This window comes from Bacillus solimangrovi (assembly GCF_001742425.1).
GTDB lineage: Bacteria > Bacillota > Bacilli > Bacillales > Bacillaceae_N > Bacillus_AV > Bacillus_AV solimangrovi.
The window spans coordinates 44,913-68,010 of sequence record NZ_MJEH01000011.1 but is presented as its reverse complement, the minus strand read 5'-3'; the positions used below and the strand labels follow the sequence as shown (position 1 = coordinate 68,010).

At 36.4% G+C, this 23,098-nt stretch carries 25 protein-coding genes; 23 read left to right on the top strand and 2 right to left on the bottom strand.

Annotation, left to right across the window (positions count from 1 at the left end; all coding sequences use genetic code 11):
* The first annotated feature begins 107 nt into the window (after window positions 1-107).
* Window positions 108-1,388, top strand: coding sequence for a Glu/Leu/Phe/Val family dehydrogenase (locus BFG57_RS05020; protein WP_069716385.1), 1,281 nt, complete (start codon window positions 108-110; stop codon window positions 1,386-1,388).
* 305 nt (window positions 1,389-1,693) lie between these two features.
* The gene (locus BFG57_RS05015) at window positions 1,694-2,674 is read left to right on the top strand and encodes a YpdA family putative bacillithiol disulfide reductase (RefSeq protein ID WP_069716384.1); all 981 of its coding nucleotides are present in this window, start codon (window positions 1,694-1,696) and stop codon (window positions 2,672-2,674) included.
* A 102-nt stretch (window positions 2,675-2,776) separates the two neighbouring features.
* Here BFG57_RS05015 and BFG57_RS05010 read toward each other — a convergent pair whose 3' ends face one another.
* Complete coding sequence (locus BFG57_RS05010) at window positions 2,777-3,748, bottom strand: asparaginase (RefSeq protein ID WP_069716383.1); 972 nt, start codon at window positions 3,746-3,748, stop codon at window positions 2,777-2,779.
* Window positions 3,749-3,957: 209 nt separating this feature from the next.
* On the opposite strand from BFG57_RS05010, the gene prsW reads away from it, so the two are divergent.
* The 9 genes from prsW to fni all read left to right on the top strand — a co-directional run bounded on the left by prsW (window position 3,958) and on the right by fni (window position 11,939).
* Window positions 3,958-4,653, top strand: a complete 696-nt coding sequence (gene prsW, locus BFG57_RS05005; protein ID WP_069716382.1) for a glutamic-type intramembrane protease PrsW — start codon at window positions 3,958-3,960, stop codon at window positions 4,651-4,653.
* 162 nt (window positions 4,654-4,815) lie between these two features.
* Complete coding sequence (sleB, locus tag BFG57_RS05000) at window positions 4,816-5,631, top strand: spore cortex-lytic enzyme (protein WP_083249082.1); 816 nt, start codon at window positions 4,816-4,818, stop codon at window positions 5,629-5,631.
* Window positions 5,632-5,643: 12 nt separating this feature from the next.
* Window positions 5,644-6,990, top strand: a complete 1,347-nt coding sequence (gene ypeB / locus BFG57_RS04995; protein WP_069716381.1) for a germination protein YpeB — start codon at window positions 5,644-5,646, stop codon at window positions 6,988-6,990.
* A 213-nt stretch (window positions 6,991-7,203) separates the two neighbouring features.
* The gene (locus tag BFG57_RS04990) at window positions 7,204-7,857 is read left to right on the top strand and encodes a flagellar brake protein (protein ID WP_139125064.1); all 654 of its coding nucleotides are present in this window, start codon (window positions 7,204-7,206) and stop codon (window positions 7,855-7,857) included.
* 239 nt (window positions 7,858-8,096) lie between these two features.
* Window positions 8,097-8,306: a DUF5359 family protein gene (locus BFG57_RS04985; RefSeq protein WP_069716379.1), complete on the top strand. Its 210-nt coding sequence runs from the start codon at window positions 8,097-8,099 to the stop codon at window positions 8,304-8,306.
* Between the two features lie 33 nt (window positions 8,307-8,339).
* Complete coding sequence (gene cmk / locus BFG57_RS04980) at window positions 8,340-9,011, top strand: (d)CMP kinase (RefSeq protein WP_069716378.1); 672 nt, start codon at window positions 8,340-8,342, stop codon at window positions 9,009-9,011.
* 1 nt (window position 9,012) lies between these two features.
* A complete protein-coding gene (locus BFG57_RS04975; RefSeq protein ID WP_245676704.1) occupies window positions 9,013-9,594 on the top strand; it encodes a lysophospholipid acyltransferase family protein in 582 nt (193 codons plus the stop codon).
* A 123-nt stretch (window positions 9,595-9,717) separates the two neighbouring features.
* Window positions 9,718-10,866, top strand: a complete 1,149-nt coding sequence (rpsA, locus tag BFG57_RS04970; RefSeq protein WP_069716376.1) for a 30S ribosomal protein S1 — start codon at window positions 9,718-9,720, stop codon at window positions 10,864-10,866.
* Between the two features lie 14 nt (window positions 10,867-10,880).
* Window positions 10,881-11,939: a type 2 isopentenyl-diphosphate Delta-isomerase gene (gene fni / locus BFG57_RS04965; protein WP_069716375.1), complete on the top strand. Its 1,059-nt coding sequence runs from the start codon at window positions 10,881-10,883 to the stop codon at window positions 11,937-11,939.
* A 142-nt stretch (window positions 11,940-12,081) separates the two neighbouring features.
* On the opposite strand, the gene BFG57_RS04960 is transcribed toward fni, so the two are convergent.
* Window positions 12,082-12,216, bottom strand: a complete 135-nt coding sequence (locus BFG57_RS04960) for a YpzI family protein (protein ID WP_069716374.1) — start codon at window positions 12,214-12,216, stop codon at window positions 12,082-12,084.
* A 139-nt stretch (window positions 12,217-12,355) separates the two neighbouring features.
* Between BFG57_RS04960 and BFG57_RS04955 the strand changes: the two genes are divergently transcribed.
* The 12 genes from BFG57_RS04955 (at window position 12,356) to folE (ending at window position 22,941) form a co-directional block, all read left to right on the top strand.
* Entirely contained in the window at window positions 12,356-12,946 is a 591-nt protein-coding gene (locus tag BFG57_RS04955; RefSeq protein WP_069716373.1) for a YphA family membrane protein, read from the top strand.
* 7 nt (window positions 12,947-12,953) lie between these two features.
* Entirely contained in the window at window positions 12,954-13,847 is an 894-nt protein-coding gene (locus BFG57_RS04950; protein WP_069716372.1) for a YIEGIA family protein, read from the top strand.
* Window positions 13,847-14,032: a capping complex subunit for YIEGIA gene (locus BFG57_RS04945; RefSeq protein ID WP_069716371.1), complete on the top strand. Its 186-nt coding sequence runs from the start codon at window positions 13,847-13,849 to the stop codon at window positions 14,030-14,032. Before BFG57_RS04950 ends, BFG57_RS04945 begins: the two co-directional genes overlap by 1 nt.
* Before the next feature lie 415 nt (window positions 14,033-14,447).
* Window positions 14,448-15,758 carry a ribosome biogenesis GTPase Der gene (gene der, locus BFG57_RS04940; RefSeq protein WP_069716370.1) on the top strand — a complete coding sequence of 437 codons (1,311 nt, stop codon included), beginning with the start codon at window positions 14,448-14,450 and terminating at the stop codon, window positions 15,756-15,758.
* Window positions 15,759-15,946: 188 nt separating this feature from the next.
* Window positions 15,947-16,978, top strand: a complete 1,032-nt coding sequence (locus tag BFG57_RS04935) for an NAD(P)H-dependent glycerol-3-phosphate dehydrogenase (protein ID WP_069716369.1) — start codon at window positions 15,947-15,949, stop codon at window positions 16,976-16,978.
* A 182-nt stretch (window positions 16,979-17,160) separates the two neighbouring features.
* The gene (locus BFG57_RS04930; RefSeq protein WP_069716368.1) at window positions 17,161-17,373 is read left to right on the top strand and encodes a stage VI sporulation protein F; all 213 of its coding nucleotides are present in this window, start codon (window positions 17,161-17,163) and stop codon (window positions 17,371-17,373) included.
* 250 nt (window positions 17,374-17,623) lie between these two features.
* Window positions 17,624-17,827 (top strand): DUF2768 domain-containing protein, encoded by a 204-nt coding sequence (locus BFG57_RS04925; RefSeq protein ID WP_069716367.1) that lies wholly within the window; start codon window positions 17,624-17,626, stop codon window positions 17,825-17,827.
* A gap of 32 nt (window positions 17,828-17,859) precedes the next feature.
* Complete coding sequence (locus BFG57_RS04920) at window positions 17,860-18,579, top strand: hypothetical protein (protein WP_069716366.1); 720 nt, start codon at window positions 17,860-17,862, stop codon at window positions 18,577-18,579.
* Between the two features lie 259 nt (window positions 18,580-18,838).
* Window positions 18,839-20,317 carry a stage IV sporulation protein A gene (gene spoIVA, locus BFG57_RS04915; protein ID WP_069716365.1) on the top strand — a complete coding sequence of 493 codons (1,479 nt, stop codon included), beginning with the start codon at window positions 18,839-18,841 and terminating at the stop codon, window positions 20,315-20,317.
* A 228-nt stretch (window positions 20,318-20,545) separates the two neighbouring features.
* Window positions 20,546-21,304: an SDR family oxidoreductase gene (locus tag BFG57_RS04910; protein WP_069716364.1), complete on the top strand. Its 759-nt coding sequence runs from the start codon at window positions 20,546-20,548 to the stop codon at window positions 21,302-21,304.
* A gap of 434 nt (window positions 21,305-21,738) precedes the next feature.
* Window positions 21,739-22,011 carry an HU family DNA-binding protein gene (locus BFG57_RS04905; protein WP_069716363.1) on the top strand — a complete coding sequence of 91 codons (273 nt, stop codon included), beginning with the start codon at window positions 21,739-21,741 and terminating at the stop codon, window positions 22,009-22,011.
* 363 nt (window positions 22,012-22,374) lie between these two features.
* A complete protein-coding gene (gene folE, locus BFG57_RS04900; RefSeq protein ID WP_069716362.1) occupies window positions 22,375-22,941 on the top strand; it encodes a GTP cyclohydrolase I FolE in 567 nt (188 codons plus the stop codon).
* Window positions 22,942-23,098 lie beyond the last annotated feature (157 nt).

Genomic DNA, 23,098 nt, shown 5'->3' with positions numbered 1-23,098 from the left:
TCATATTCTTTGCATTAAGATTTTGAGTGTGTATACTATAGCTTGAAGACAAGGGTGAACAAAGGGAATAATGCTATATTTTAAGCGAAAATGTGGGAGGTAACAGAATGGTAGCCGATAAAAGTAACGGAAACCAACGTAACACTGAAGATAGCCTAGATGTATTAAAATCTACTCAAACGGTTGTGAACAAAGCGCTCGATAAGCTTGGGTATCCAGAAGAGGTATTTGAGCTGTTGAAAGAACCGCTTCGGCTAATGACAGTCAGAATTCCTGTTCGAATGGATGATGGTTCTGTCAAGATTTTCACAGGTTACCGTGCTCAGCATAATGATGCTGTTGGCCCAACTAAAGGGGGAGTTCGCTTCCATCCGAAGGTAACAGAGAAAGAGGTTAAAGCTCTTTCGATTTGGATGAGCTTGAAAGCTGGTATCGTTGATTTACCTTATGGTGGTGGTAAAGGTGGTATCGTGTGTGACCCGCGTGATATGTCATTCCGTGAACTAGAAAGATTAAGTCGTGGATATGTACGTGCAATTAGTCAAATTGTTGGTCCAACAAAAGATATCCCAGCTCCAGATGTATTTACAAATTCACAAATCATGGCTTGGATGATGGATGAATATAGTCGTATTGACGAATTTAATAACCCTGGATTTATTACAGGTAAACCACTTGTTCTTGGAGGTTCACATGGTCGTGAATCAGCAACAGCTAAAGGAGTTACAATTTGTATTCACCAAGCATTGAAGAAGAGAGGAATCGCTCTTAAAGGTGCTAGAGTTGTTGTACAAGGTTTTGGTAATGCAGGAAGCTTCTTAGCGAAATTCATGCATGATGCTGGTGCTAAAGTTATCGGTATTTCTGATGCTAATGGTGGTTTACACGATCCTGAAGGTTTAGATATTGATTATTTATTAGACCGCCGAGATAGCTTTGGTACTGTAACAAACCTATTCAAAAATACAATTACGAACCAGGAACTGCTTGAATTGGATTGTGATATTCTCGTACCAGCTGCGATTGAAAATCAAATTACTGAAGAGAATGCACATAATATTAAAGCAGAAGTAATTGTTGAAGCAGCAAATGGCCCAACTACATTAGAAGCAACACGCATTCTTACAGAACGTGGCATCTTGTTAGTACCAGACGTACTTGCAAGTGCTGGTGGTGTAACTGTTTCTTATTTTGAATGGGTTCAAAATAACCAAGGTTATTACTGGACAGAAGAAGAAGTAGAAGAAAAATTAGAAAAAGTGATTGTTAAGGCATTTGAAAATGTCTATGAAACGGCTCATACACGAAATGTAGATATGCGTCTTGCTGCGTATATGATCGGTGTACGTAAGATGGCTGAAGCATCTCGTTTCCGTGGTTGGGTATAATTATTTCGGATCAAACTTATATTTCCTTTATATTTTCATTCTAATTTATTTGAGTTAATCATTACTAAAATAGTTATGATTATTATATAGAAGTTTAGAACGAACATCTTATCACTTATAAATCATTGCACTTTTATACAAGATCTCCTATCATTTTATGTTAGGAGATTTTTTGCACTTGATCCAAAACAAATAGTCTATTTGTAGAGTAGCTTTCTTGTAACGAATTGTTAACGAACATATTTCGAAATGTATTGAAAAAAGAGTAGAATGGTTATATGTATTGATTTTAGGAGGAACAAATTATGATTCAAGAAGATATTATTATCATTGGCGGAGGTCCGTGTGGGTTATCAGCAGCGATAGAATTGGAGAGAGAAGGATTCAATCCACTTGTGATTGAAAAAGGCAACATTGTAAATGCAGTCTATAACTACCCAACACATCAGACTTTCTTTAGTTCAGCAGAGAAACTTGAAATTGGAGATGTACCATTTGTAAATGAGCAACACAAACCCTCTCGCTATCAAGCACTTAACTATTATCGTGAAGTTGTAAAACGTAAAAAGGTGCGTGTTAATGCGTTTGAAAAAGTTGATAAGATAGAAAAGCAGTCAGACGGAACATTCTTGTCATTCACAACAAATCAAAAGAATGAAGAAACGATCTATCACTCAAAATATGTAGTAATCGCAACAGGTTATTATGATCATCCGAATATGATGAACATTTCTGGAGAAGAATTACCACATGTGTTTCACTATTTCAAAGAATCTCACCCATATTTTGATAAAGATGTTGTCGTCATTGGTGGGAAAAATTCAGCTGTGGATGCATCGATTGAACTACACAAAGCGGGGGCAAGAGTTACAAATTTGTATAGAGGTAGTGAATATTCAAAAAGTGTGAAGCCTTGGATTTTACCTGAGTTTGATGCGCTTGTAAGAAACGAACAAGTCAATATGCAATTCCGTGCAGAAATAAATGAAATTACAAATGATGAGGTTATTTTTACTGTAGATGGAGAAGTAAAGCGTGTGAAAGCTGAATTTGTTTTTGCAATGACTGGTTATATACCAGATCATAATTTCTTAAGAAAGATGGATATTAGTATTGACGAAGAAACAGGTCGACCTCAGTTTGATTCAGAAACGATGGAGACAAATGTAGAAGGTGCATTTATAGCTGGAGTTATCGCAGCTGGTAACAATGCTAATGAAATATTTATCGAAAATGGACGTTTTCATGGGAAACTTATTGCAGCTGAATTGAAAGGTAGGAAATAAGCTTGCGAAAATCGCAAGCTTATTCTTCTTATTAATATTAAACTTATTCATTAAGAAATAAATCACTATAAGTGATGTGTGATTCTTTATAAAAAGGTGTATTCACTTTAAAAACATTTCTTGTAGTTCGTGGTGATCAGTTGTCAACTCAAGTGTGACCATCAGTTTTAAACGAGCTTTTTGTCCATTTAAGCCGTTTGAGAAAATAACCCCCATTTTTTTCAATGGTCGACCTCCACCTTCATAACCGTATATGTCTTGAACAATTCCGTTGAAACAACGTGACACGAGTACGACAGGGACGTTATTTTTTAATAAGTTTTCAATTGCAGGCAGTGTTGCAGGTGGCATATTGCCCTGTCCAAGCGCTTCGATAACAACTCCATCAACAGCTAAACTAGATAACATATTTAATGTTGTTGCATCCATGCCAGCATATGCTTTTAATAAAATAACATTTTTGGATAGGTGTGAGACAGGATACCTGTCTCGATTGATTGGCATATGGTGAAAATTAATGCCACGTTTAGTAACCAATCCAATTGGTCCATATTGTGGGCTTTGAAAGGTTGCTACGTTACTCGTATGTGTTTTTGTAACATTTTTTGCTGTATGTATTTCGTCATTTAAGACGACTAGTACACCTTTGTTTTTGGCAGTATCACAAGCAGCAACTTTAACTGATGAAATGAGATTATATGGTCCATCAGACCCGATTTCATTACTTGAGCGCATCGCACCAGTGACAACTACAGGAATGTCTACTTTTAAACATAGATCAAGTAAATATGCAGTTTCTTCAAGAGTATCAGTACCATGGGTAATAACGACTCCTTCGACCTGTTCTTGAGTAACCTTCTTCTCAATATGTTTAGCTAACATAAGCATATTAGCTGGGGTCATATGTGGTGAAGGAAGTTTAAACAATTCCTCATTTGTAATGTTTGCTAATGACGAAACAGACGGTAACGTATTGTCTAAAGGGTGTTTTCCACTAACTTTCACTGCTCCAGTAGTATTATCTTCTTCCATCGAAATTGTCCCGCCAGTATGTAAAATTAGGATATTTTTCACAATTATCACCTCTAGTTCGATTTTCATTTTCATAATCAAGATATCATGTTACGATGAAAAATAGAAATAGTCTACTTATTCACGTTTTAACTGTGAAAAGAGTTACACTGAAAGGTTTTTATATTTTCCGCTTTCAGATTTTCTCTGTATTGTGTCATGTACTATTTGAATAGTGTTTTTAATCGTTTTTATATAGAAGAGGGGATTCTATGCTAGCTGTAATTTCAGCAGGTATTGCACCTGGATTGGCGCTGTTATCTTATTTTTATTTAAGAGATCAGTATGATACCGAACCAGTCACGATGGTTTTTCGATCCTTTTTACTTGGAGTATTGCTTGTATTCCCAATCATGTTTATTCAATATGCATTTTTAACAGAAGGTGTTTTGCAGTCACCTTTTGCAAATGCATTTTTATTATCTGGTTTATTAGAAGAATTTTTTAAATGGTTCATTATGTTTTATACAGTGTATCAGCATTCTCATTTTGATGAACGTTATGATGGAATCGTTTATGGAGTGGCAGTATCTCTAGGTTTTGCAACAGTAGAAAATATTCTCTATTTATTTGCCAATGGCGTAACACTTGCAATTGGACGTGCGCTATTACCAGTTTCGAGTCATGCAATCTACGGAGTGGTGATGGGATACTATTTAGGAATTGCAAAATTTTCTAAAATGAAAAAATCTATTTGGATTTGGGCTTCTTTAATCATTCCTGTTCTATTACATGGCATGTATGATTATATTTTATTACAAATTGAAGAGTATTGGTTATATGTAATGGTGCCGTTTATGATAATGTTATGGATGCTTGCGTTACGAAAAGTGAAAGTTGCTAGTCAATTAGATGAAGATTCCTATAAGTCCACGATAAAAGTCAAAAAAGAAAATATAAAGGTTTGATGAGCTACTACCAGATATCGGTAGTAGCTCTTTTTAATTTGTAAAAAAAGAAGTTAATCGAATTGAGTTAACATTCTTCTCGACCAATACATCCTTCAAGTATAAAAAATATACATTGACAGAAAATAGCGGTATGAATGTATCGATAAGGAGGTAAATATTTTGAAATTGCAGCCGTTAATCAAATGTATCATTATTGCATCATTTATCACAATGATGTTCCACCCATTAAATGATGAACATGTTGATGCGTTTTCTTCACAAGTTATTCAACGTGGTTCAGTAGGAGACGATGTAATCGAGCTTCAAGCACGTCTACAGTATATTGGCTACTATAAAGGTAAGATCGATGGTGTTTTTGGCTGGGGTACATATTGGGCTTTACGAAACTTTCAACAGCAATTTGGACTTGAGGTTGATGGATTAGCAGGGGCATCAACAAAACAAAAACTTGTAGGTGTAACGAAGTATGATAAGGGCTATGTGAAAAATCAAATAAATAAAGGGAATAAGTTTTCTCACTATGGAGGGGTAGACAAAGGAAAACAAGCAGAACAGCAAAAAGCAGGGCAACAACAAGCATTGCCTTCTCAACCCACATCTGTAAATGTGCCAAGTGGTTATTCTCAAAATGATATTCAGATTCTTGCGAATGCTGTATATGGTGAAGCGCGTGGGGAGCCATATGTGGGGCAAGTAGCTGTTGCAGCAGTTATTTTAAATCGTATAGATAGTGCATCATTTCCCAATACAGCATCAGGGGTAATTTTTGAACCACGGGCGTTCACCGCTGTAAGTGATGGACAAATTTGGTTAACACCGAACGAAACAGCAAAAAAGGCAGTTGTAGATGCGATTAATGGTTGGGACCCAACGGGAAATGCCTTGTATTACTTTAATCCGGACACTGCTACGTCAGGTTGGATTTGGACAAGACCACAGATTAAAAAAATTGGTAAACATATTTTTTGTAAGTAAGGGGGTAGAATGATGATTAGAAATGTCATTATTGGAGTTTTAGTAGTTATGTTAATCGGCACAGGTTATTGGGGTTATCAAGAAAATCAAGAAAAAAATGCGATTCTGATTCATGCTGAAAATGGCTATCAACGTGCTTTTCATGATTTAACGTATCAAATGGACTTGCTTCATAATAAGATTGGATCAGCGTTAGCGATGAATTCCAGATCCCAGTTATCTCCTGCTTTAGCTGATGTTTGGAGATTGACATCTGAAGCACATTCAGATGTTGGGCAATTGCCTCTCTCTCTTCTCCCATTCAACAAAACTGAAGAGTTTCTTACTGATATTGGAGACTTCAGTTACCGGACAGCTGTGAGAGATTTGGAGAAAAAACCATTGTCTGAAGAAGAATACAAAACGTTGCAGCAACTATTCACCAAATCAACAGAATTAAAAGATGAACTTCGTAAAGTACAAGCTCTCTCATTAAACAATAACTTAAGATGGATGGATGTAGAGCTTGCGTTAGTTTCTGGTAAAGAACAAGATGATAATACGATAATAGATGGTTTTAAGACTGTAGAAAAGAATGTCGAAAGTTACGGTGAAGCAGATTTTGGCCCAACGTTCACTCAGATGACGAAAAAGAAAGAAGATGAATTTCGGTATTTAACAGGAAAAGAATTAAATAAGGAGGAATTAGAGGAGAAAGCAAGGCAATTTTTAGGCTTGGAAAAAAATGCGAAAGTTATTATCACTGAAAGTGGTAAAGGTGCAAATTATGAATTTTATAGTTTGCAGGTAGAAGATAGTAAGGGGCATATCTATATGGATATGACAAAAAAAGGTGGAGTCCCAATTTGGGTTATGAATGAAAGGGAAGTTTCAAGAAAAAAAATAAGCTTGAATGAGGCAGCTGAAAAAGCTCAAACTTATTTAACTAAACATGGATTTAAAAATCTTGAACTTGTGGAATCAACACAATTTGATAATACTGGTGTGTTTATATTTGTAAGTTCAGTGGATAATGTGCGCATATATCCAGATGCAATCCGAGTGAAAACGGCACTTGATAACGGGCAAATTACCGGACTGTCAGCTAAAGATTACTTAATGTCACACCATGATCGGAAATTGCCTAAACCAACGATTAATGCTGAACAAGCAAAGCAAAAATTAAACCCTCAGTTAAAAATACAACAAGAAAATTTAGCTCTAATAGTTAATGAACTTGGTGAAGAAGTACTGTGTCATGAATTTTTTGGAACAATTGGTGAATCAACGTACAGAATTTTTATTAACTCGATAACTGGAGACGAAGAAAAAGTAGAGAAATTACAAAATGCTGAACCTATTTATGATGCACTCACATAAAATGTTTGAGGAAGATAGTTTAATTTTTAAAAAAACGGGTATATATTTATAGGTATAAAGGTTGACAAATAACATGAATATTGGAAAAATAAAAATAAGTAGAAAACTTTCTTTGGGAATTTAGCTATTTAGAACTAGTATTATTCTAGTATTAATGTTGATTTTAGCTTGTCTTATGTAATTCCACATGTAGTGGGAAGGGGAGCAGATGTGGTGTTTAAGATTGGGGATACCTTTGAACTTAGAAATTTGAATAATAATGAACAACTTTTAAAAACAAAAATAATAGAAATAGATGAAAACAACCTTTATATTCAAGAACCGGTTGATCCGAAGACAAACAAGAGTGTTTATTTAGCACGAGGAGATAAGTTTGAAGTTACTTATAGGCAACCAGATAGTGCTGTGTATATGTTTAAGAGTGAAATATTGATGAGTATCTCAGGTGCAATGCCAATGTTTGTATTGCGAAAACCAAAGAAGGATGAGATCAAACGTGTACAACGCAGAAACTATGTGAGAGTTGATGCGATACTTGATATGCAATTTCATCCATTAGATGATGAGTTCACTCCATTTAAGGCGTATTCATTAAATATTAGTGGTGGAGGCATTGCAGTGTCTCTTCCAACTAATCATGGTCTAGAACCAAATATGAAAGCGAAGATTCAATTCAAATTACCTATGGCTAAGGGTAATAAACATGAAGTGGAAGTATTAGGTCAAGTAATACGAATAATGAAAAAGAAAAATGCTAATGATAAAGCAAGTATTGAATTTTTGGATCTTCAAAGTGTTGACCAACGTAATATTATTCGATATACGTTTGAGCAACAACTTGCGGGACGAAAAACAAAATTTAGATAACTATGAACGGTTACATCATTAATATTTATTTTGTGAGTAACGATAGTTAACGAGAAAAAGTGACAATTTTTAAACAGTTAATACGCTTTAAAGATATTTAATCCTCATCCTTATTTGAGTTTCATGAGTGCCCCTACTAATGGATGTGGGTTTAGTATCAGTTAACAAGTGATAAATTGATTAAGAATGAATAGAAAGCTCTTTTTGATGCATTATAAGCAAAAAAGGGGGCTTTTTTCTTGTTGAAACGAATTGAAAATACATTAATAAAATTGCTAGTGGCACATTTTGTAGCATTGCTCGTTGGACAATGGCTTATCTTGTACTCCCCTTTTGGAGCTTATTTTTCAAGGGTGATCATGTATGAAGGAGTTGGCGATGTACCTGAAGCTCCAGTGTTTGAAACGATAGATTCTCCTACTAGCTTATGGTATGATGAAGAGGATTAAACTGGTGAGAGTAGCGGGAGTAAGGAGGATTTTATGTCAAAGGTTTCAGTAGCAATCGATGGACCAGCAGCAGCAGGAAAGAGTACAATTGCAAAGCTGTTGGCTGAACGATTCAATTACATATATATAGATACAGGTGCTATGTATCGTGCTTTAACATATGCAGCAATAAATGCAAAATTGGATTTAGAAAGTGAACGGGAATTGTTTGCTTTATTACGAGAAATGAAGATTGAATTAAAACCTTCTATTAATGGTCAACTTGTCTTTATTAATGGTGAGGAAGTAACGGATAAAATTCGTTCCAACGAAGTGTCTAATAACGTATCAATAGTTGCTGCATATCGTTCTGTTCGTGAAGAAATGGTTGAGCGACAACGAGAACTTTCTGAAGGTGCAAGTGTTGTTATGGATGGAAGAGACATTGGAACGCATGTTTTACCACATGCTGAAGTGAAAATTTATATGATTGCGTCAGTTGATGAGCGTGCACAAAGACGTTATGAAGAGAACGTGAAAAAGGGAATCTCGGCTGATTTGTCGAAGTTAAAAGAAGAAATATCTCAACGTGATAAGCTCGATATGGAGCGTGAAGTTTCTCCATTGAAGAAAGCGGATGATGCAATAGAACTAGATACAACCTCTCTCACAATTCATGAAGTTGTTGAGAAAATTAGTAATCTTATAAATGAGAGGGTTGGATGAAGTGAATCTGTATAAGTTTGGTTATGTTCTAGTGAAGGGCATTTTTAGAACAACATACCGTGTTGAGGTAATTGGTTCTGAAAATGTTCCTAAAGATAAAGGTGTTTTATTGTGTTCCAATCATATTTCTAACTTTGATCCACCTATGCTTGGAATCTCGTTTCCTCGTGATGTACATTATATGGCAAAGGAAGAGTTATTTAAACTTCCAGTTATGAAGCAGGTTTTGTTAAGCTTAAACGCTTTTCCTGTTAGACGTGGAATGAGCGATAAGCAAGCGCTTCGCCAAGGTCTGAAATTGCTTAAGGATGGTGAAGTGTTAGGTTTGTTTCCTGAAGGCACCCGAAGTAAGACGGGGGAATTAGGTGAAGGAATGTCAGGTGCAGGTTTCTTCGCTTTGCGTTCAAATGCTGAAGTGGTTCCTGCTGCAATAATCGGCTCATATAGACCTTTTTCAAAAGTAAAAGTGATTATTGGTGAACCAATTGAAATGACTAAGCTACGTGAGGAAAAGGCTACAGCGAAAGATGCAACCGAAATAATTATGTCAGCAATCGCCAAATTGATTGAAAAATATAAATAATTATATTCTTTATACTTGACAAATGCACCCATTTGTTAGAAGTTAGAAAAAAGAACATTTTATGTTCTGAAAATAATGATAAGCAGACTTTGGCGTTTGTAGGGATTCAAGGAGGTAGTTGAAATGGCTGAAGAAATGAATCAAGAAGTATCAGAAATGAAGAGCTTTGAAGTAGGTGACACTGTCACTGGTACTGTTACGAAAGTAGATGAGAAGCAAGTGCTTGTAGACATTGGTTACAAAACAGAAGGGATCGTACCAATTAGCGAACTTTCAAGCTTGCACATCGAGAAAGCTGGTGATGCAGTATCTGAAGGTGACGAGCTTACGTTAAAAGTAAAAAAGCTTGATGATGATGAAATTGTCCTTTCTAAACGTGCGGTTGATGCTGAAAAAGCATGGGCTGATTTACAACAAAAGTTTGAAAATAACGTAGTATTTGAAGCAGAAGTGAAAGATGTTGTAAAAGGTGGTCTCGTTGTCGATCTTGGTGTTAGAGGATTCATTCCTGCTTCACTAGTAGAGCGTCATTTTGTCGAAGATTTCTCTGATTATAAAGGGCGTACCCTTTCTCTCAAAGTAGTTGAACTTGATGAAGAGAAAAACCGGGTAATTCTTTCACACCGAGCGGTATTGGAAGATGAACTTGAACAGAAGAAACATGACACTCTTGATTCATTACAAGAAGGTCAAGTACTTTCAGGAACTGTACAACGATTAACTGATTTTGGTGCATTTGTTGATATTGGTGGTGTAGATGGGCTTGTACATATTTCTCAGTTAGCGCATCATCATGTTGAACAACCTTCTGAAGTTGTTGAAGAAGGTCAAAGTGTTAACGTGAAGGTATTAAGTGTTGACCGTGATAATGAGCGCATTTCCTTATCAATTAAAGATACTCTTCCTGGTCCATGGGAGCAGGTAAGTGAAGAAGTGAAAGCTGGTAGCGTACTAGAGGGTACAGTTAAACGACTTGTAACATTCGGTGCGTTTGTTGAAGTACTACCAGGTGTTGAAGGTCTTGTACACATTTCACAAATTGCGAACCGACATATTGGTACACCGAATGAAGTGCTTGAAGAGGGTCAAACTGTTAAGGTTAAAGTCCTTGATGTTAGTACAGATGAGAAACGTATTTCGCTTAGTATTCGCGAACTTGAGGAAAACAAACCAGCAAAAGAAGATTATAGCTCTTATCAATCTGATGAAGAAACGACTTCTGGATTCCAACTTGGTGATATTCTAGGAGACGATTTGAAAAAATTTAAATAATATGGTGATGAATTTTGTCTAGACAGCAGCGGAAAATTGAGCACATTCAACATGCACTGTCTACTGGTCAAAATCGCACGCACGGATTAGATGATGTCAAGTTTGTGCATCAATCACTTCCAGATACTGATGTTGAGCAAGTAAAGCTCAATACAAAAGTAGGCGAACTTTCATTAAGTTCGCCTCTTTTTATCAATGCGATGACTGGTGGCGGTGGAGAAAAGACGTTAGAACTGAATCAGATGTTAGCTCGCGTTGCAAACGCAACAGGTATTAGTATTGCCGTTGGTTCACAAATGTCAGCACTAAAACATGATGAAGAACGTAAGACATTTGAAATTGTACGCAAAGAAAATTCAAATGGCGTTGTGTTTGCGAATCTTGGTAGTGAAGCAACAGTTGAACAAGCAGAACAAGCAGTAGAAATGCTTAATGCAGATGCGTTGCAAATTCATTTAAATGTGATTCAAGAACTTGTTATGCCTGAAGGTGATCGGTGTTTTAGTGGGGCCCTAGAACGAATTGAACAGATTGCTAACTGTTTAAAAGTTCCGATAATTGTAAAAGAAGTTGGGTTTGGAATGAGTCGGGAAACAGTGAAACAGTTAGAAAGTGTAGGTGTTTCAATCATTGATATTGGGGGTTTTGGGGGAACTAATTTCTCTAAAGTAGAAAATGAGCGTCGTGTACATATATTATCCTATTTCAATGAATGGGGCATTTCTACAGCAGCATCTATTGTAGAGGCTACTACAGGTCGAGATAATGTACCGATTATAGCATCAGGAGGAATTCAGAATGCAATGGATGTAGCAAAATCGTTAGCACTAGGTGCTTCTGCAGTTGGTATAGCAGGGTTCTTCCTCAACATTGCGCTACAAGAGGGTGAAGCTGCATTAATATCTGAAATTGAACAATTACATGTAGATTTAAAGATCATCATGACTGCACTCGGTGTGAATTCGATTGCCGAATTACAACGTGCACCTCTTGTTATTGCTGGTTCAACACAGCACTGGTTAACTGAACGTGGAATTGATACGACACTATATAGTAGTCGTACTGTTCGATGAAGAATCTTTTTAAATAATTATTAAAAATAGCCTATCGTTGGGAAAACGATAGGCTATTTTTAATGGTTATGAAACCGATATCTTAACGTGAAAACTTGAATTGTTTAATAGATACAGACAGTAATATTACTTTCAATTGCCATTATTGTCTGTTTCGGTTTCGAGCTTCTTCAGGGCTTTCCATTGTCGTTGAGCCTTTATAATTTAAGCGTTGATCACGATCGTTTTCTAAACCCTCTTTTTTACGAAGCTTTTTTTCTTGACGGTCTTTACCCATGTGAATTCCTCCTTACGATTCTTTCCCCCTTAGTTTGAAATAGATCGATATGAAATATTAGTGAAAAAAGATATTTCTAAATAAGAAGGAATGAAAGAAGTAGAAAAAAGTCATAATGGTGAAAGATGGAGGTCATTTAATGGAGGGTTTATTTTTCTACTGGGTTAGTTGGATTGGCTGGATAATTGTAACGTTTTTTATGAATAAAAGTTCTACACGAACGATATTAAGTTACGGTTTACTTAGTTGTATTGCATTATCAAATTGGAAAATTACAGTATATTCTTATGAAATTAGCGGAAGTTATATAGTGTTACTCTGTTTTGCGTTAGGTACTAGTTATTATTTGTCAAAACTCCAAAACCTGTACTTAATGATTATGACATTGACTGTTACAGCTGCCTTTGTTGCTTTTCATTTATTTGAAATGTTTGATCCAATTTGGATCATTGCACATCGACAATGGTTGTTATCAGGTTTAATGTTCATATTAGTTTGGTTAATGAGTGATATGTTTTTGCAAAGGGTGCTCTCATTAGTAATTGGAATGTGTCAAGGGGAGTGGCTCTATACGATGATGCTTTATCGTTATTCCTATTATGGGACAATTGGAGGATTAAAATTTTTAGACTTGCTGACAGCTGGATTAGGATTTTTGTTTATGTTGTCGTTAGCAGAGTGGATGATTTCTTCAATGAAACGATATTGGACATATAGTGAGAGGCAGTGATGAAAAAGTGAATGAATATACATTACCGATACTCTTTGGAGTAATATTGGGCACACTTTCAAGGCTATCAATGTTGAAAACAGATTACAGGCAGTATCCTACTTATTTACATGGTAAAGTTATTCATGTATCACTTGGTTTTATCGCAGCTGGGCTTGGAACTGTATTAGTTCCAGCGATAATGGAAGAGGAATTTACTGCTATAACTTTTTTAACTCTTGCGGCTTCCCAATTCCGTGACGTTCGTAATATGGAACGAGATACATTAACTGAGCTAGATGCCTATGAACTTGTTCCTAGAGGTAATACGTATATTGAAGGGATAGCAATCGCATTTGAGAGTCGCAACTATCTTGTGATATTAACTTCATTTGCTGCAACCTTAGCTTACCTCGTTTGGAATGTATGGGCAGGTATTTTTGCAGGATTAGTAGCTATTATAATTTCCCATCGTCTAATGTCGGGTGGGACGTTAAAAGAAATCGTCGATATTCAACAAGAATCGTTACGATTCGAGGGAGCTGGTTTATACATTGATAACATTTACATAATGAATATTGGTTTGCCTGCTCGTCAAGAAGAAATTTTAGAACATGGAATGGGATTCATCTTAACTCCTAAGAACCTTGATGTTGTTTCGACGATTGCAAATTTAGGACAGCGTCAAGCAATATTACATGATATTTCGGTGTCGTTAGGTGTGTATCGTGATTCTGGTACACCCGCACTCGTTCCACTTATTAAACGTGATTTAAATGATGGGAGGATAGGAGTGTTCATTCTTCCTCAAGAACGTAATGTTGATAAGGCGATCAGAATTATTGGGAATGTACCAATTTTGGAGAATGCAATTCGAATGCCGACTGAATCAAAAGCAAGTGAGAAGGAGCGTCCACAATAATGGAGCTACAGAAGTATATTTTAGCTACAATTACGACGACACCTGAAAAGGTAGGAAGTGGGCCTTCCGTTTTCATATGCAATACCGACGAGGAAATGGAAACTATTTCAGCAAACCTAGAAGCAATATTAGATGGGATCGCTCATCAGCTAACAAAAGATCTATATATTATAGTGAAACATTAATAGGATGGAATTTACTCTTAACAATATACTGAAGACCTTTGCAACCTTTATGTGCACCTATTTTTTAATTAAATTGTCAAATGTATATTAGGTTGCTATAATAAACAAGTTAACTTAGTGTATGACCCTGTTTTCTATTGTGTGGTAGCTACAAGTTGTATGCTTTCACTGTAGGAGAAGGGTTTTTCTATTAAGAGGTTGTTCAAAAAGTCGTGGGGAAATTGTGTGTGTACCTCTGCGTTTTCTTATCACACGTATCTATGTGCATACATCTAGCCTATGTTTCTATACTATATGGGGATTTTTTGGCCATTCTTTTTGAACAAGTAATAATTGTAAATTAGTGTTATTAGTAAATTTAAATAATTAGTCTTTGAATAATTGTGTATAAGTGTTTGTTGAAAGGATGAGAGAAATGGCAAAGCCAGTAATTGCAATTGTTGGACGCCCAAATGTTGGAAAGTCGACAATATTTAATCGAATTGTAGGGGAACGTGTATCGATTGTAGAAGATGTTCCAGGGGTAACACGCGATAGAATATATAGCTCAGCTGAGTGGTTGAATTACGATTTTAATATTATTGATACAGGTGGTATTGAAATTAGTGATGCTCCTTTCATGACTCAAATTCGCGAACAAGCAGAGTTAGCAATCGATGAAGCAGATGTCATCGTGTTTTTAACAAATGGACGTGAAGGTGTAACTGGAGCGGATGAAGAGGTCGCAAAAATTCTTTTCCGTTCCAAAAAGCCGGTGGTCTTAGGAGTAAATAAAATTGATAATCCTGATATGCGTGAGCATATATATGATTTCTATTCGCTTGGATGTGGTGAGCCATATCCAATTTCAGGAACTCATGGACTTGGTCTAGGGGATTTGTTAGATGTAGCGGCAGAACATTTTCCAAAAGATAATCGTGAAGAAAGAGATGAAAATAAAATCTATTTTTCTCTCATTGGACGTCCGAATGTTGGAAAATCTTCAATGGTTAATGCGATGTTAGGTGAGGAACGTGTTATTGTAAGTGATATAGAAGGAACAACTCGAGATGCTATTGATAGTGAATTCAAACGTGATGGACAAGAATATGTCATTATTGATACTGCAGGTATGCGTAAAAAAGGAAAAGTCTATGAAAGTACTGAAAAATATAGCGTATTACGTGCATTGCGAGCAATTGAACGTTCTGATGTCGTTCTTGTCGTTATCGATGCTGAGACAGGAATTATTGAACAAGATAAAAAGATTGCAGGTTACGCACATGAAGCAGGCCGTGGGGTTGTTCTCGTAGTGAATAAGTGGGATGCGGTTGAAAAAGATGAGCGTACGATGAATGAATTCGAAAAGAAAATTCGTGCTCATTTCCAATTTCTTGATTATGCACCGATTGTGTTCGTCTCGGCACAAACTAAACAGCGTTTACATGCATTAGTACCGATGATTGATCAAGTCGCAGAGAATCATAACTTACGTGTTCAAACGAATATCCTAAACGAAGTCGTTATGGATGCAGTTGCGATGAATCCTACACCTACAGATAAGGGAAGACGTTTGAAAATTTATTATGCTACTCAAGTTGCGGTGAAACCACCAACTTTTGTTATTTTTGTTAATGATCCTGAATTGATGCACTTCTCTTATTTACGATTTCTTGAAAATCAAATTCGAGAAGCGTTTGGCTTTAAAGGTACGCCAATTAAAATATTCCCACGAGCTCGCAAATAAAGTGGGATTTTCATTGGCTGGGGGTTTCCCATACTCTTCCGCTGGATTATAAGTTGAATGAACAATTGATAAGTGGAAAATCAAAAATTCATGAGAGACAGCTTTGATTAGCTTACTCATATGTCGAGATAAGATAATCAAAGATTAAATACGATTTAATTTGAAATAACAATGAAGGATGTGAGTGTATGTCAGAGATTACAGTATTAGGAGCAGGAAGTTGGGGAACAGCACTTGCGATGGTTCTTGCTGATAATAAACACAATGTACGCTTATGGTCACATCGTAAGGAGCAAGTAGAAGAAATTAACTCGAAACATACAAATGACTTGTACCTACCTGATGTGAAGTTACCTGCAAGCATTATTGGATATGATTCATTAGAAGAGAGCTTAATAGGTATAGATACGATCCTAATGGCTGTCCCGACAAGTGCTGTTCGTGAGGTTTTAAGAAAGCTTGTTTCTTTTGTGGACAGACCACTCACGATTATTCATGCGAGTAAAGGGATGGAGCCTGGAACATTCAAACGTATTTCTGAAATGATCGCTGAAGAGGTACCGGAACATTTGCTTTCTGCTATTGTTGTGTTGTCAGGACCTTCCCATGCAGAGGAAGTCAGTTGTCGACAAATAACGACTGTTACATCATCATCGACATCGATTAAAGCAGCAGAAGCTGTGCAAGACTTGTTTATTAACAAACATTTTCGAGTGTATACAAATCCAGACGTTGTCGGAGTTGAGATTGGTGGAGCACTTAAGAATATCGTTGCTCTAGGAGCTGGAATTTCAGATGGACTTGGTTATGGAGACAATACGAAGGCAGCTCTTATGACACGTGGGCTTGCTGAAATTGCTCGACTTGGGACTCATATGGGAGCAAATCCGATGACTTTCTCAGGTCTAACTGGAATTGGTGATTTAATTGCTACATGTACGAGTAAGCATAGTCGAAATTGGCGTGCTGGTAATATGTTAGGGCAAGGGCATAAGCTTGATGAAGTGCTAGATAATATGGGGATGGTTGTTGAAGGTGTTCGCACAACTAAAGCTGTTTATCAATTTGCTTCAACAAATAACGTGTCGATGCCAATTACAACTGCTATCTATAAAATTTTGTTTGAAAATGAATCACCAAAAGAAATTGTTGATGAATTAATGACTCGTATGCGTACACATGAGATGGAAGATTTACGAGACTTCGCCTCAAGGTCATAGGTTATTAGTATCGATTAAGTTTCAAGAATTGAGACATGAATTTTGAGTTTGTAGCTATTGTAATTTCATCATTTGGTTTGTTAGTACATTAAATAAAAATCATGTAAGTATGGATTAGCACATTAACTCGCTGGAGGCATATGATATGAAGAGAAAAGCGCCAGCGAGGGAGTTGACGAGATGTGAGAAATTACAGATCATCAAAGGATGAAAAGATAGTAAGGCATGTTGTGCGTTCATTCTCAACATGGAGTAATTCAGATTTGTCAAAGTCAGAAGAGGATAAGATTGTTAAGGATATCCTTCAATCTCATAAGCCGCTCGATTTTCACAGGTTTCGTCAAACTGGGCACGAACAAATGAAGAACTTGGGCACATGGCGGGGTCGAAAGTGAACAAGTTTGCATAAGTTAAAGTGAACTCACCCTTTGGGTTGGACAGTTTTGTAATTGGGAGTATATTCGTTATTTTGAAGTAGTGCATTGTACTGCTTCATTTTTTTGTCTAACTAGTTCATTTGAATCATTTTCGAGTTTTAAATAAATGTGTAAAGTAAGGACAAGTATCCTGTGTTAGTTGGAATAACATTCCGAAGGAAACGAAATGTATGCTATAATGGGGGACGGAAAAAGGAGAGGTGAAAAAATGTCGGTAGCATTGATGAAAATGTGGATTTCGTTTGCGGGCATTATTTTTATGTTCGTATCTGTAGTATTAATTATGTTTAGTCGTGGTAAATTGAAACCAGGAATTTTTCGCTTTATAACTTCGTTTATCGCCTATGTATTGATGATATTGGCTGGAATTATAATATTTTTTGTCGTCTTTAGTGGACCTGTACCTGAATGAGCATACATAAGAAGGAGTGTACATACAGGAAAATGAAAGTTCTTAACAAGTATTTGCTTATGATAGCGGTACTGCTACTTTTTTTAACAGGTTGTATGTATCCGCAAGAGCGTCTTTCGAAAAATCAAGTACCTTATGAATCACAGCTTCAAGCTGTTCAATTAGCTGTCGACGCCTTTCAACAAGATAATAATGGTTTACTTCCAATTAGAACGAGAGAAAGTGATACACCTGTATACTTAAAATACCCGATTGACTTTAATAGACTTACACCAAAGTATATACAGGATGCACCAGGATCAGCATATGAAAGTGGTGGTATCTATCAGTTTGTCTTAACTGATGTTGAGAATGATCCAACTGTTAAAGTGATTGACCTAGTCTCTATAGACAATATTCGGGATCTTAAGCTACGTTTGATGATTTATCGGGATAAAGAAAAATATCCTCCTTTCAAAGAAGAAATAGGGTCTGGAGTGTATTCTCTTGATTTCGCTAAGCTTGGTTATGATACTGCCCCATTCGTAAGAAGTCCTTATTCCGGCAATCATTTACCACTTGTTACTGATGGAACAGGGGAAATCTATATCGATTATGCTTCTGATTTGTATGAGGCATTGAATAACTATGAACATGATTATAAGTATGGAGATGATATTAGGCAGCTTCTTGTAGAAAATTATCCTGTTTTACCTGCTTATTCGCTTCCATATACAGTTGAAAATGGAGAACCTGTCTTTTTAAAGCAGTAACGAAAAATAATCTAGTAAAATTCTATATTCTTATCATGAACCCTTTTCTTTTGCATAATGTTGTAAGAGAAAAGGGTTATTTTCATTTATTATCTTTTCATGAGGACGTGCCCTTTTCTAAAAAAAAGCGGGAAACGGTGAGAGATTAGTTCTAATAAAGATGGACAACAACATACATATGTATTGTCCTAATAAAATAGAATTAATCATCTGAGCTGTTTAAGAATATCCCAATTAGTAAATTATGGGAGGTAGTATAATGGAAAAGGTAGATATTTTCAAAGATATTGCAGAACGTACGGGCGGTGACATTTATTTGGGAGTTGTCGGTGCCGTGCGAACAGGAAAATCAACATTTATTAAGAAGTTTATGGAATTAGTCGTACTGCCGAATATTGAGAATGAATCGGATAAAGCAAGAGCACAAGATGAACTGCCACAAAGCGCAGCAGGAAAAACGATTATGACGACAGAACCGAAATTCGTACCAAATCAGGCTGTTCGAGTAGATGTTGATGAAGGGCTGGAGGTAAACATTCGTCTTGTTGATTGTGTCGGTTATACAGTACCAGGTGCACAAGGTTACGAAGATGAAAATGGGCCTCGTATGATTAATACGCCATGGTATGAAGAATCTATTCCATTCCATGAAGCAGCTGAGATTGGAACGAGAAAAGTTATCCAAGAGCATTCAACGTTGGGTGTAGTAGTAACTACTGACGGTTCAATTGGTGAAATTCCTCGTTCGAATTACTTAGAAGCTGAAGAACGTGTCATTGATGAACTGAAGGAAGTAGGAAAACCATTCATTATGGTCATCAACTCTGCACATCCTCATCACCCTGAAACCGAGAATCTTCGAAAAAAGTTGAATGAGAAATATGATATTCCAGTACTTGCGATGAGTGTAGAAGGCATGACAGAAAAAGATGTATATGGTGTTCTCCGTGAAGCATTATATGAATTCCCAGTCTTAGAGGTGAATGTTAATTTGCCAAGCTGGGTGATGGTACTTAAAGAGGATCATTGGTTACGTCAAAATTATCAAGAAGCAGTAAAAGATACTGTAAAAGATATTAAAAGACTTCGTGATGTTGATCGTGTTGTAGGACAGTTTAGTGATTATGAATATTTGGATCGCGCGTCTCTTGCTGGAATTGAGATGGGGCAAGGGATTGCTGAGATTGATCTATTTGCACCTGACAATCTTTATGACCAAATCTTAAAAGAAGTAGTTGGAGTAGAAATAAGAGGTAAAGATCATTTATTAGAGCTCATGCAAGAATTTGCTTATGCCAAAGTTGAGTATGATCAAGTTTCTGATGCACTTCGAATGGTTAAGCAAACCGGATATGGAGTTGCAGCACCAGCATTAGAAGACATGAGTTTAGATGAGCCAGAAATAATTCGTCAAGGTTCACGATTTGGTGTCCGTTTGAAGGCAGTTGCTCCATCTATTCATATGGTAAAAGTGGATGTTGAGAGTGAATTCTCACCAATTATTGGAACTGAAAAACAAAGTGAAGAACTTGTACGTTATTTAATGCAAGATTTCGAGGAAGACCCATTATCAATCTGGAATTCTGACATTTTTGGACGTAGTCTAAGCTCAATTGTACGTGAAGGCATACAGGCGAAGCTTGCGTTAATGCCTGAAAACGCACGATATAAGTTAAAAGAAACATTGGAACGAATTATTAATGAAGGTTCAGGTGGTTTAATAGCGATAATATTATAAGGTGGTATTACCATTGAGCATCGTTGTTGATTTTCAATAGTAATGATGAATGTGAAGAAGTTCTGTGTTACGCAGGGCTTCTTTTTTGAATTTTCGTTACAGTTATTATATAACAGATTAGAAGGGTAATACGTTGCATCTTATGTTTGTAATCCAATAGAATAGGAAAAGTGAGTAAATTAACTATATTGTTTAAGAATGGGTATGTATGAAAAAGGAGGGATACCATTGAGACATGCGTTCATTACAGCAGGTAGTAAAGGTCTAGGTCGAAAAGTGACAGAGAAACTATTAGAACAAGGCTATAGTGTCACTGTAAATTACCGAAGTGATAATGAATCTGTTGAAAATATGCGTTCCGTCTATAAGGAACTAGAGCACCGTCTTCATTTTGTACAAGGTGACGTCACAAAAAAAGAAGATATCGTTCGAATGGTTGAAGAGATTAAAGAGAAGTATGGCAGGATTGATTTATTAATTCATAATGCAGGTCCATATATTTTTGAACGTAAGAAGTTAGCTGATTATACCGATGATGAATGGTATGAAATGATGAACGGAAATTTAAGTTCAGTGTTTCATTTATTTAAGCAGACCGTTCAGATTATGAGAAATCAACGATTTGGTCGAATTATTACGTATGGATTTCAAGGTGCGGAACATACACCTGGATGGGTCAATCGCTCAGCTTTTGCAGCAGCCAAGGTTGGTTTAGTGTCCTTAACGAAGTCGATAGCACTTGAGGAAGCAGAATATGGAATTACAGCTAATATGGTTTGTCCGGGCAATATTATAGGCAAAATGAAAGAGACTTCAATCTCTGAAGCACGGTTAATTCGAGATGAACACACACCAATTGGTCGACCAGGTACAGGTGAGGATATAGCTAGAACGATTGTCTTTTTATGTGAAGAAGATGCAGATATGATAACAGGATCAGTAATTGAAGTAACTGGAGGGGTCGATGTAATCAACCGTTTTCGATAAATTGAAACTCTCATTTTGAGATAATATTCTTATCTGCTAACGTACAGCCATTTGAAAATAACAGTATACTGACGCTTAATTTTTAATATATTGTAGCTGATCATCAAAATTTTTATGTGGAACGATAATCACGCTGATTGAACAATCCATCTTTGCAAAAGGTAGGGATTTTTGGGAAAATCCTCATAAATCGTACGATTCTTGTTGAAAATGATTGAATTCTAGTTAATGATCGTTTAATATAAGGCGTGTCAATACGTTGTTTGCTAATGGATGTATAAGAATTGTATGTCCTGTCAACAACAGTAGTAATAGCTATATGAGCACAGCATATGGCGTTACTTCGACAACATGTCCTTCAAATATCGAAGGCTAGGTATTTACCTAGTTTTGAAATGTAAAGTGAAATTATTTTTTGGGAGGAGGTGAATGGCATGAACAAAACAGAATTAATCAATGCAGTAGCTGAAAATAGCGAACTTTCTAAAAAGGATGCGACAAAAGCTGTTGATGCTGTTTTTGAGTCTATTATGAACGCTCTTCAAGAGGGAGATAAAGTTCAATTAATTGGTTTTGGTAACTTTGAGGTACGCGAACGTGCAGCGCGTAAAGGGCGTAACCCACAAACTGGTGATGAAATCGAAATCCCAGCAAGTAAAGTTCCAGCATTCAAACCAGGGAAAGCTCTTAAAGATGCTGTGAAATAATACATAAAGGGCGTAAGAGGGTCGCATACTTAGCGACCCTTTTTATATTATCAAATTTATTACTAATACATACACTAGAATGTGTTCATACCATTTCGTCTAATAGAAATGTGATTATTGAGCAGTTTTTTTTGCGTTAAGAACGATTATTATGCTAGAATCATCTTAACTTTGTTATAAACGAGCATTCTTTTAGTGGAAATGATAAAAAGTAATGCTTATATTACATAAAAATAAGAAAGTATAACATTCAGAGATGTTCAGCTTCAGGCACCTTTGATTTAGAATAATTTCTTAATCGGTGGGTGCTATGTGCTTTTCTTATGTTGTTGAATGAAAGCCTTTCATTAGGAGGAGAAATAAATGTCAAAAGTCAATCATGAACAAATTGAACAAGCTGTGCGCTTGATTCTTGAAGCAATCGGAGAAGACCCTAATCGAGAAGGGCTATTAGATACACCTAAACGAGTCGCGAAAATGTATGCGGAAGTTTTTCGTGGTTTAAATCAAGATCCCAAAGAATATTTTGCAACGATTTTTAGTGAAGATCATGAAGAGCTTGTACTAGTTAAGGACATTCCATTCTATTCTATGTGTGAGCATCACCTTGTACCATTTTTCGGTACAGCTCATGTAGCATACATACCGAAAAACGGGAAAGTAACGGGATTAAGTAAGCTTGCACGTGCTGTAGAATCAGTAGCTGCAAGACCACAACTTCAAGAACGTATAACATCAACTGTTGTAGATTCAATTATGGAGACACTGGAACCTCATGGTGCGATGGTCATTGTTGAAGCTGAACATATGTGTATGACAATGCGTGGTGTGAAAAAACCAGGTTCGAAAACTGTTACTTCAGCAGTTAGGGGTATTTTCCAAAATGATGATGTAGCTCGTTCAGAAGTTTTATCACTTATTCGTGCGTAAGTGTGATGCAACCATTGACATTTGTTAGAAGGTGTTAGATAGTTATGGAAGAATGGTAAGAAGATTTTTATTTAATGGTCCCACTTTAATAACGTCTCTTTCAGATATTCTGAAAGTTGGCTTACCCAATCTGGTCATTACTGATGTCTAATATCAT

Coding starts and splice junctions, on each gene's coding strand:
- BFG57_RS05020 (WP_069716385.1), top strand. CDS start 108: ATGGTAGCCGATAAAAGTAACGGAAACCAACGTAACACTGAAGATAGC.
- BFG57_RS05015 (WP_069716384.1), top strand. CDS start 1,694: ATGATTCAAGAAGATATTATTATCATTGGCGGAGGTCCGTGTGGGTTA.
- prsW (WP_069716382.1), top strand. CDS start 3,958: ATGCTAGCTGTAATTTCAGCAGGTATTGCACCTGGATTGGCGCTGTTA.
- ypeB (WP_069716381.1), top strand. CDS start 5,644: ATGATTAGAAATGTCATTATTGGAGTTTTAGTAGTTATGTTAATCGGC.
- cmk (WP_069716378.1), top strand. CDS start 8,340: ATGTCAAAGGTTTCAGTAGCAATCGATGGACCAGCAGCAGCAGGAAAG.
- rpsA (WP_069716376.1), top strand. CDS start 9,718: ATGGCTGAAGAAATGAATCAAGAAGTATCAGAAATGAAGAGCTTTGAA.
- BFG57_RS04960 (WP_069716374.1), bottom strand. CDS start 12,216: ATGGGTAAAGACCGTCAAGAAAAAAAGCTTCGTAAAAAAGAGGGTTTA.
- BFG57_RS04955 (WP_069716373.1), top strand. CDS start 12,356: ATGGAGGGTTTATTTTTCTACTGGGTTAGTTGGATTGGCTGGATAATT.
- BFG57_RS04945 (WP_069716371.1), top strand. CDS start 13,847: ATGGAGCTACAGAAGTATATTTTAGCTACAATTACGACGACACCTGAA.
- der (WP_069716370.1), top strand. CDS start 14,448: ATGGCAAAGCCAGTAATTGCAATTGTTGGACGCCCAAATGTTGGAAAG.
- BFG57_RS04935 (WP_069716369.1), top strand. CDS start 15,947: ATGTCAGAGATTACAGTATTAGGAGCAGGAAGTTGGGGAACAGCACTT.
- BFG57_RS04925 (WP_069716367.1), top strand. CDS start 17,624: ATGTCGGTAGCATTGATGAAAATGTGGATTTCGTTTGCGGGCATTATT.
- BFG57_RS04920 (WP_069716366.1), top strand. CDS start 17,860: ATGAAAGTTCTTAACAAGTATTTGCTTATGATAGCGGTACTGCTACTT.
- spoIVA (WP_069716365.1), top strand. CDS start 18,839: ATGGAAAAGGTAGATATTTTCAAAGATATTGCAGAACGTACGGGCGGT.
- BFG57_RS04905 (WP_069716363.1), top strand. CDS start 21,739: ATGAACAAAACAGAATTAATCAATGCAGTAGCTGAAAATAGCGAACTT.
- folE (WP_069716362.1), top strand. CDS start 22,375: ATGTCAAAAGTCAATCATGAACAAATTGAACAAGCTGTGCGCTTGATT.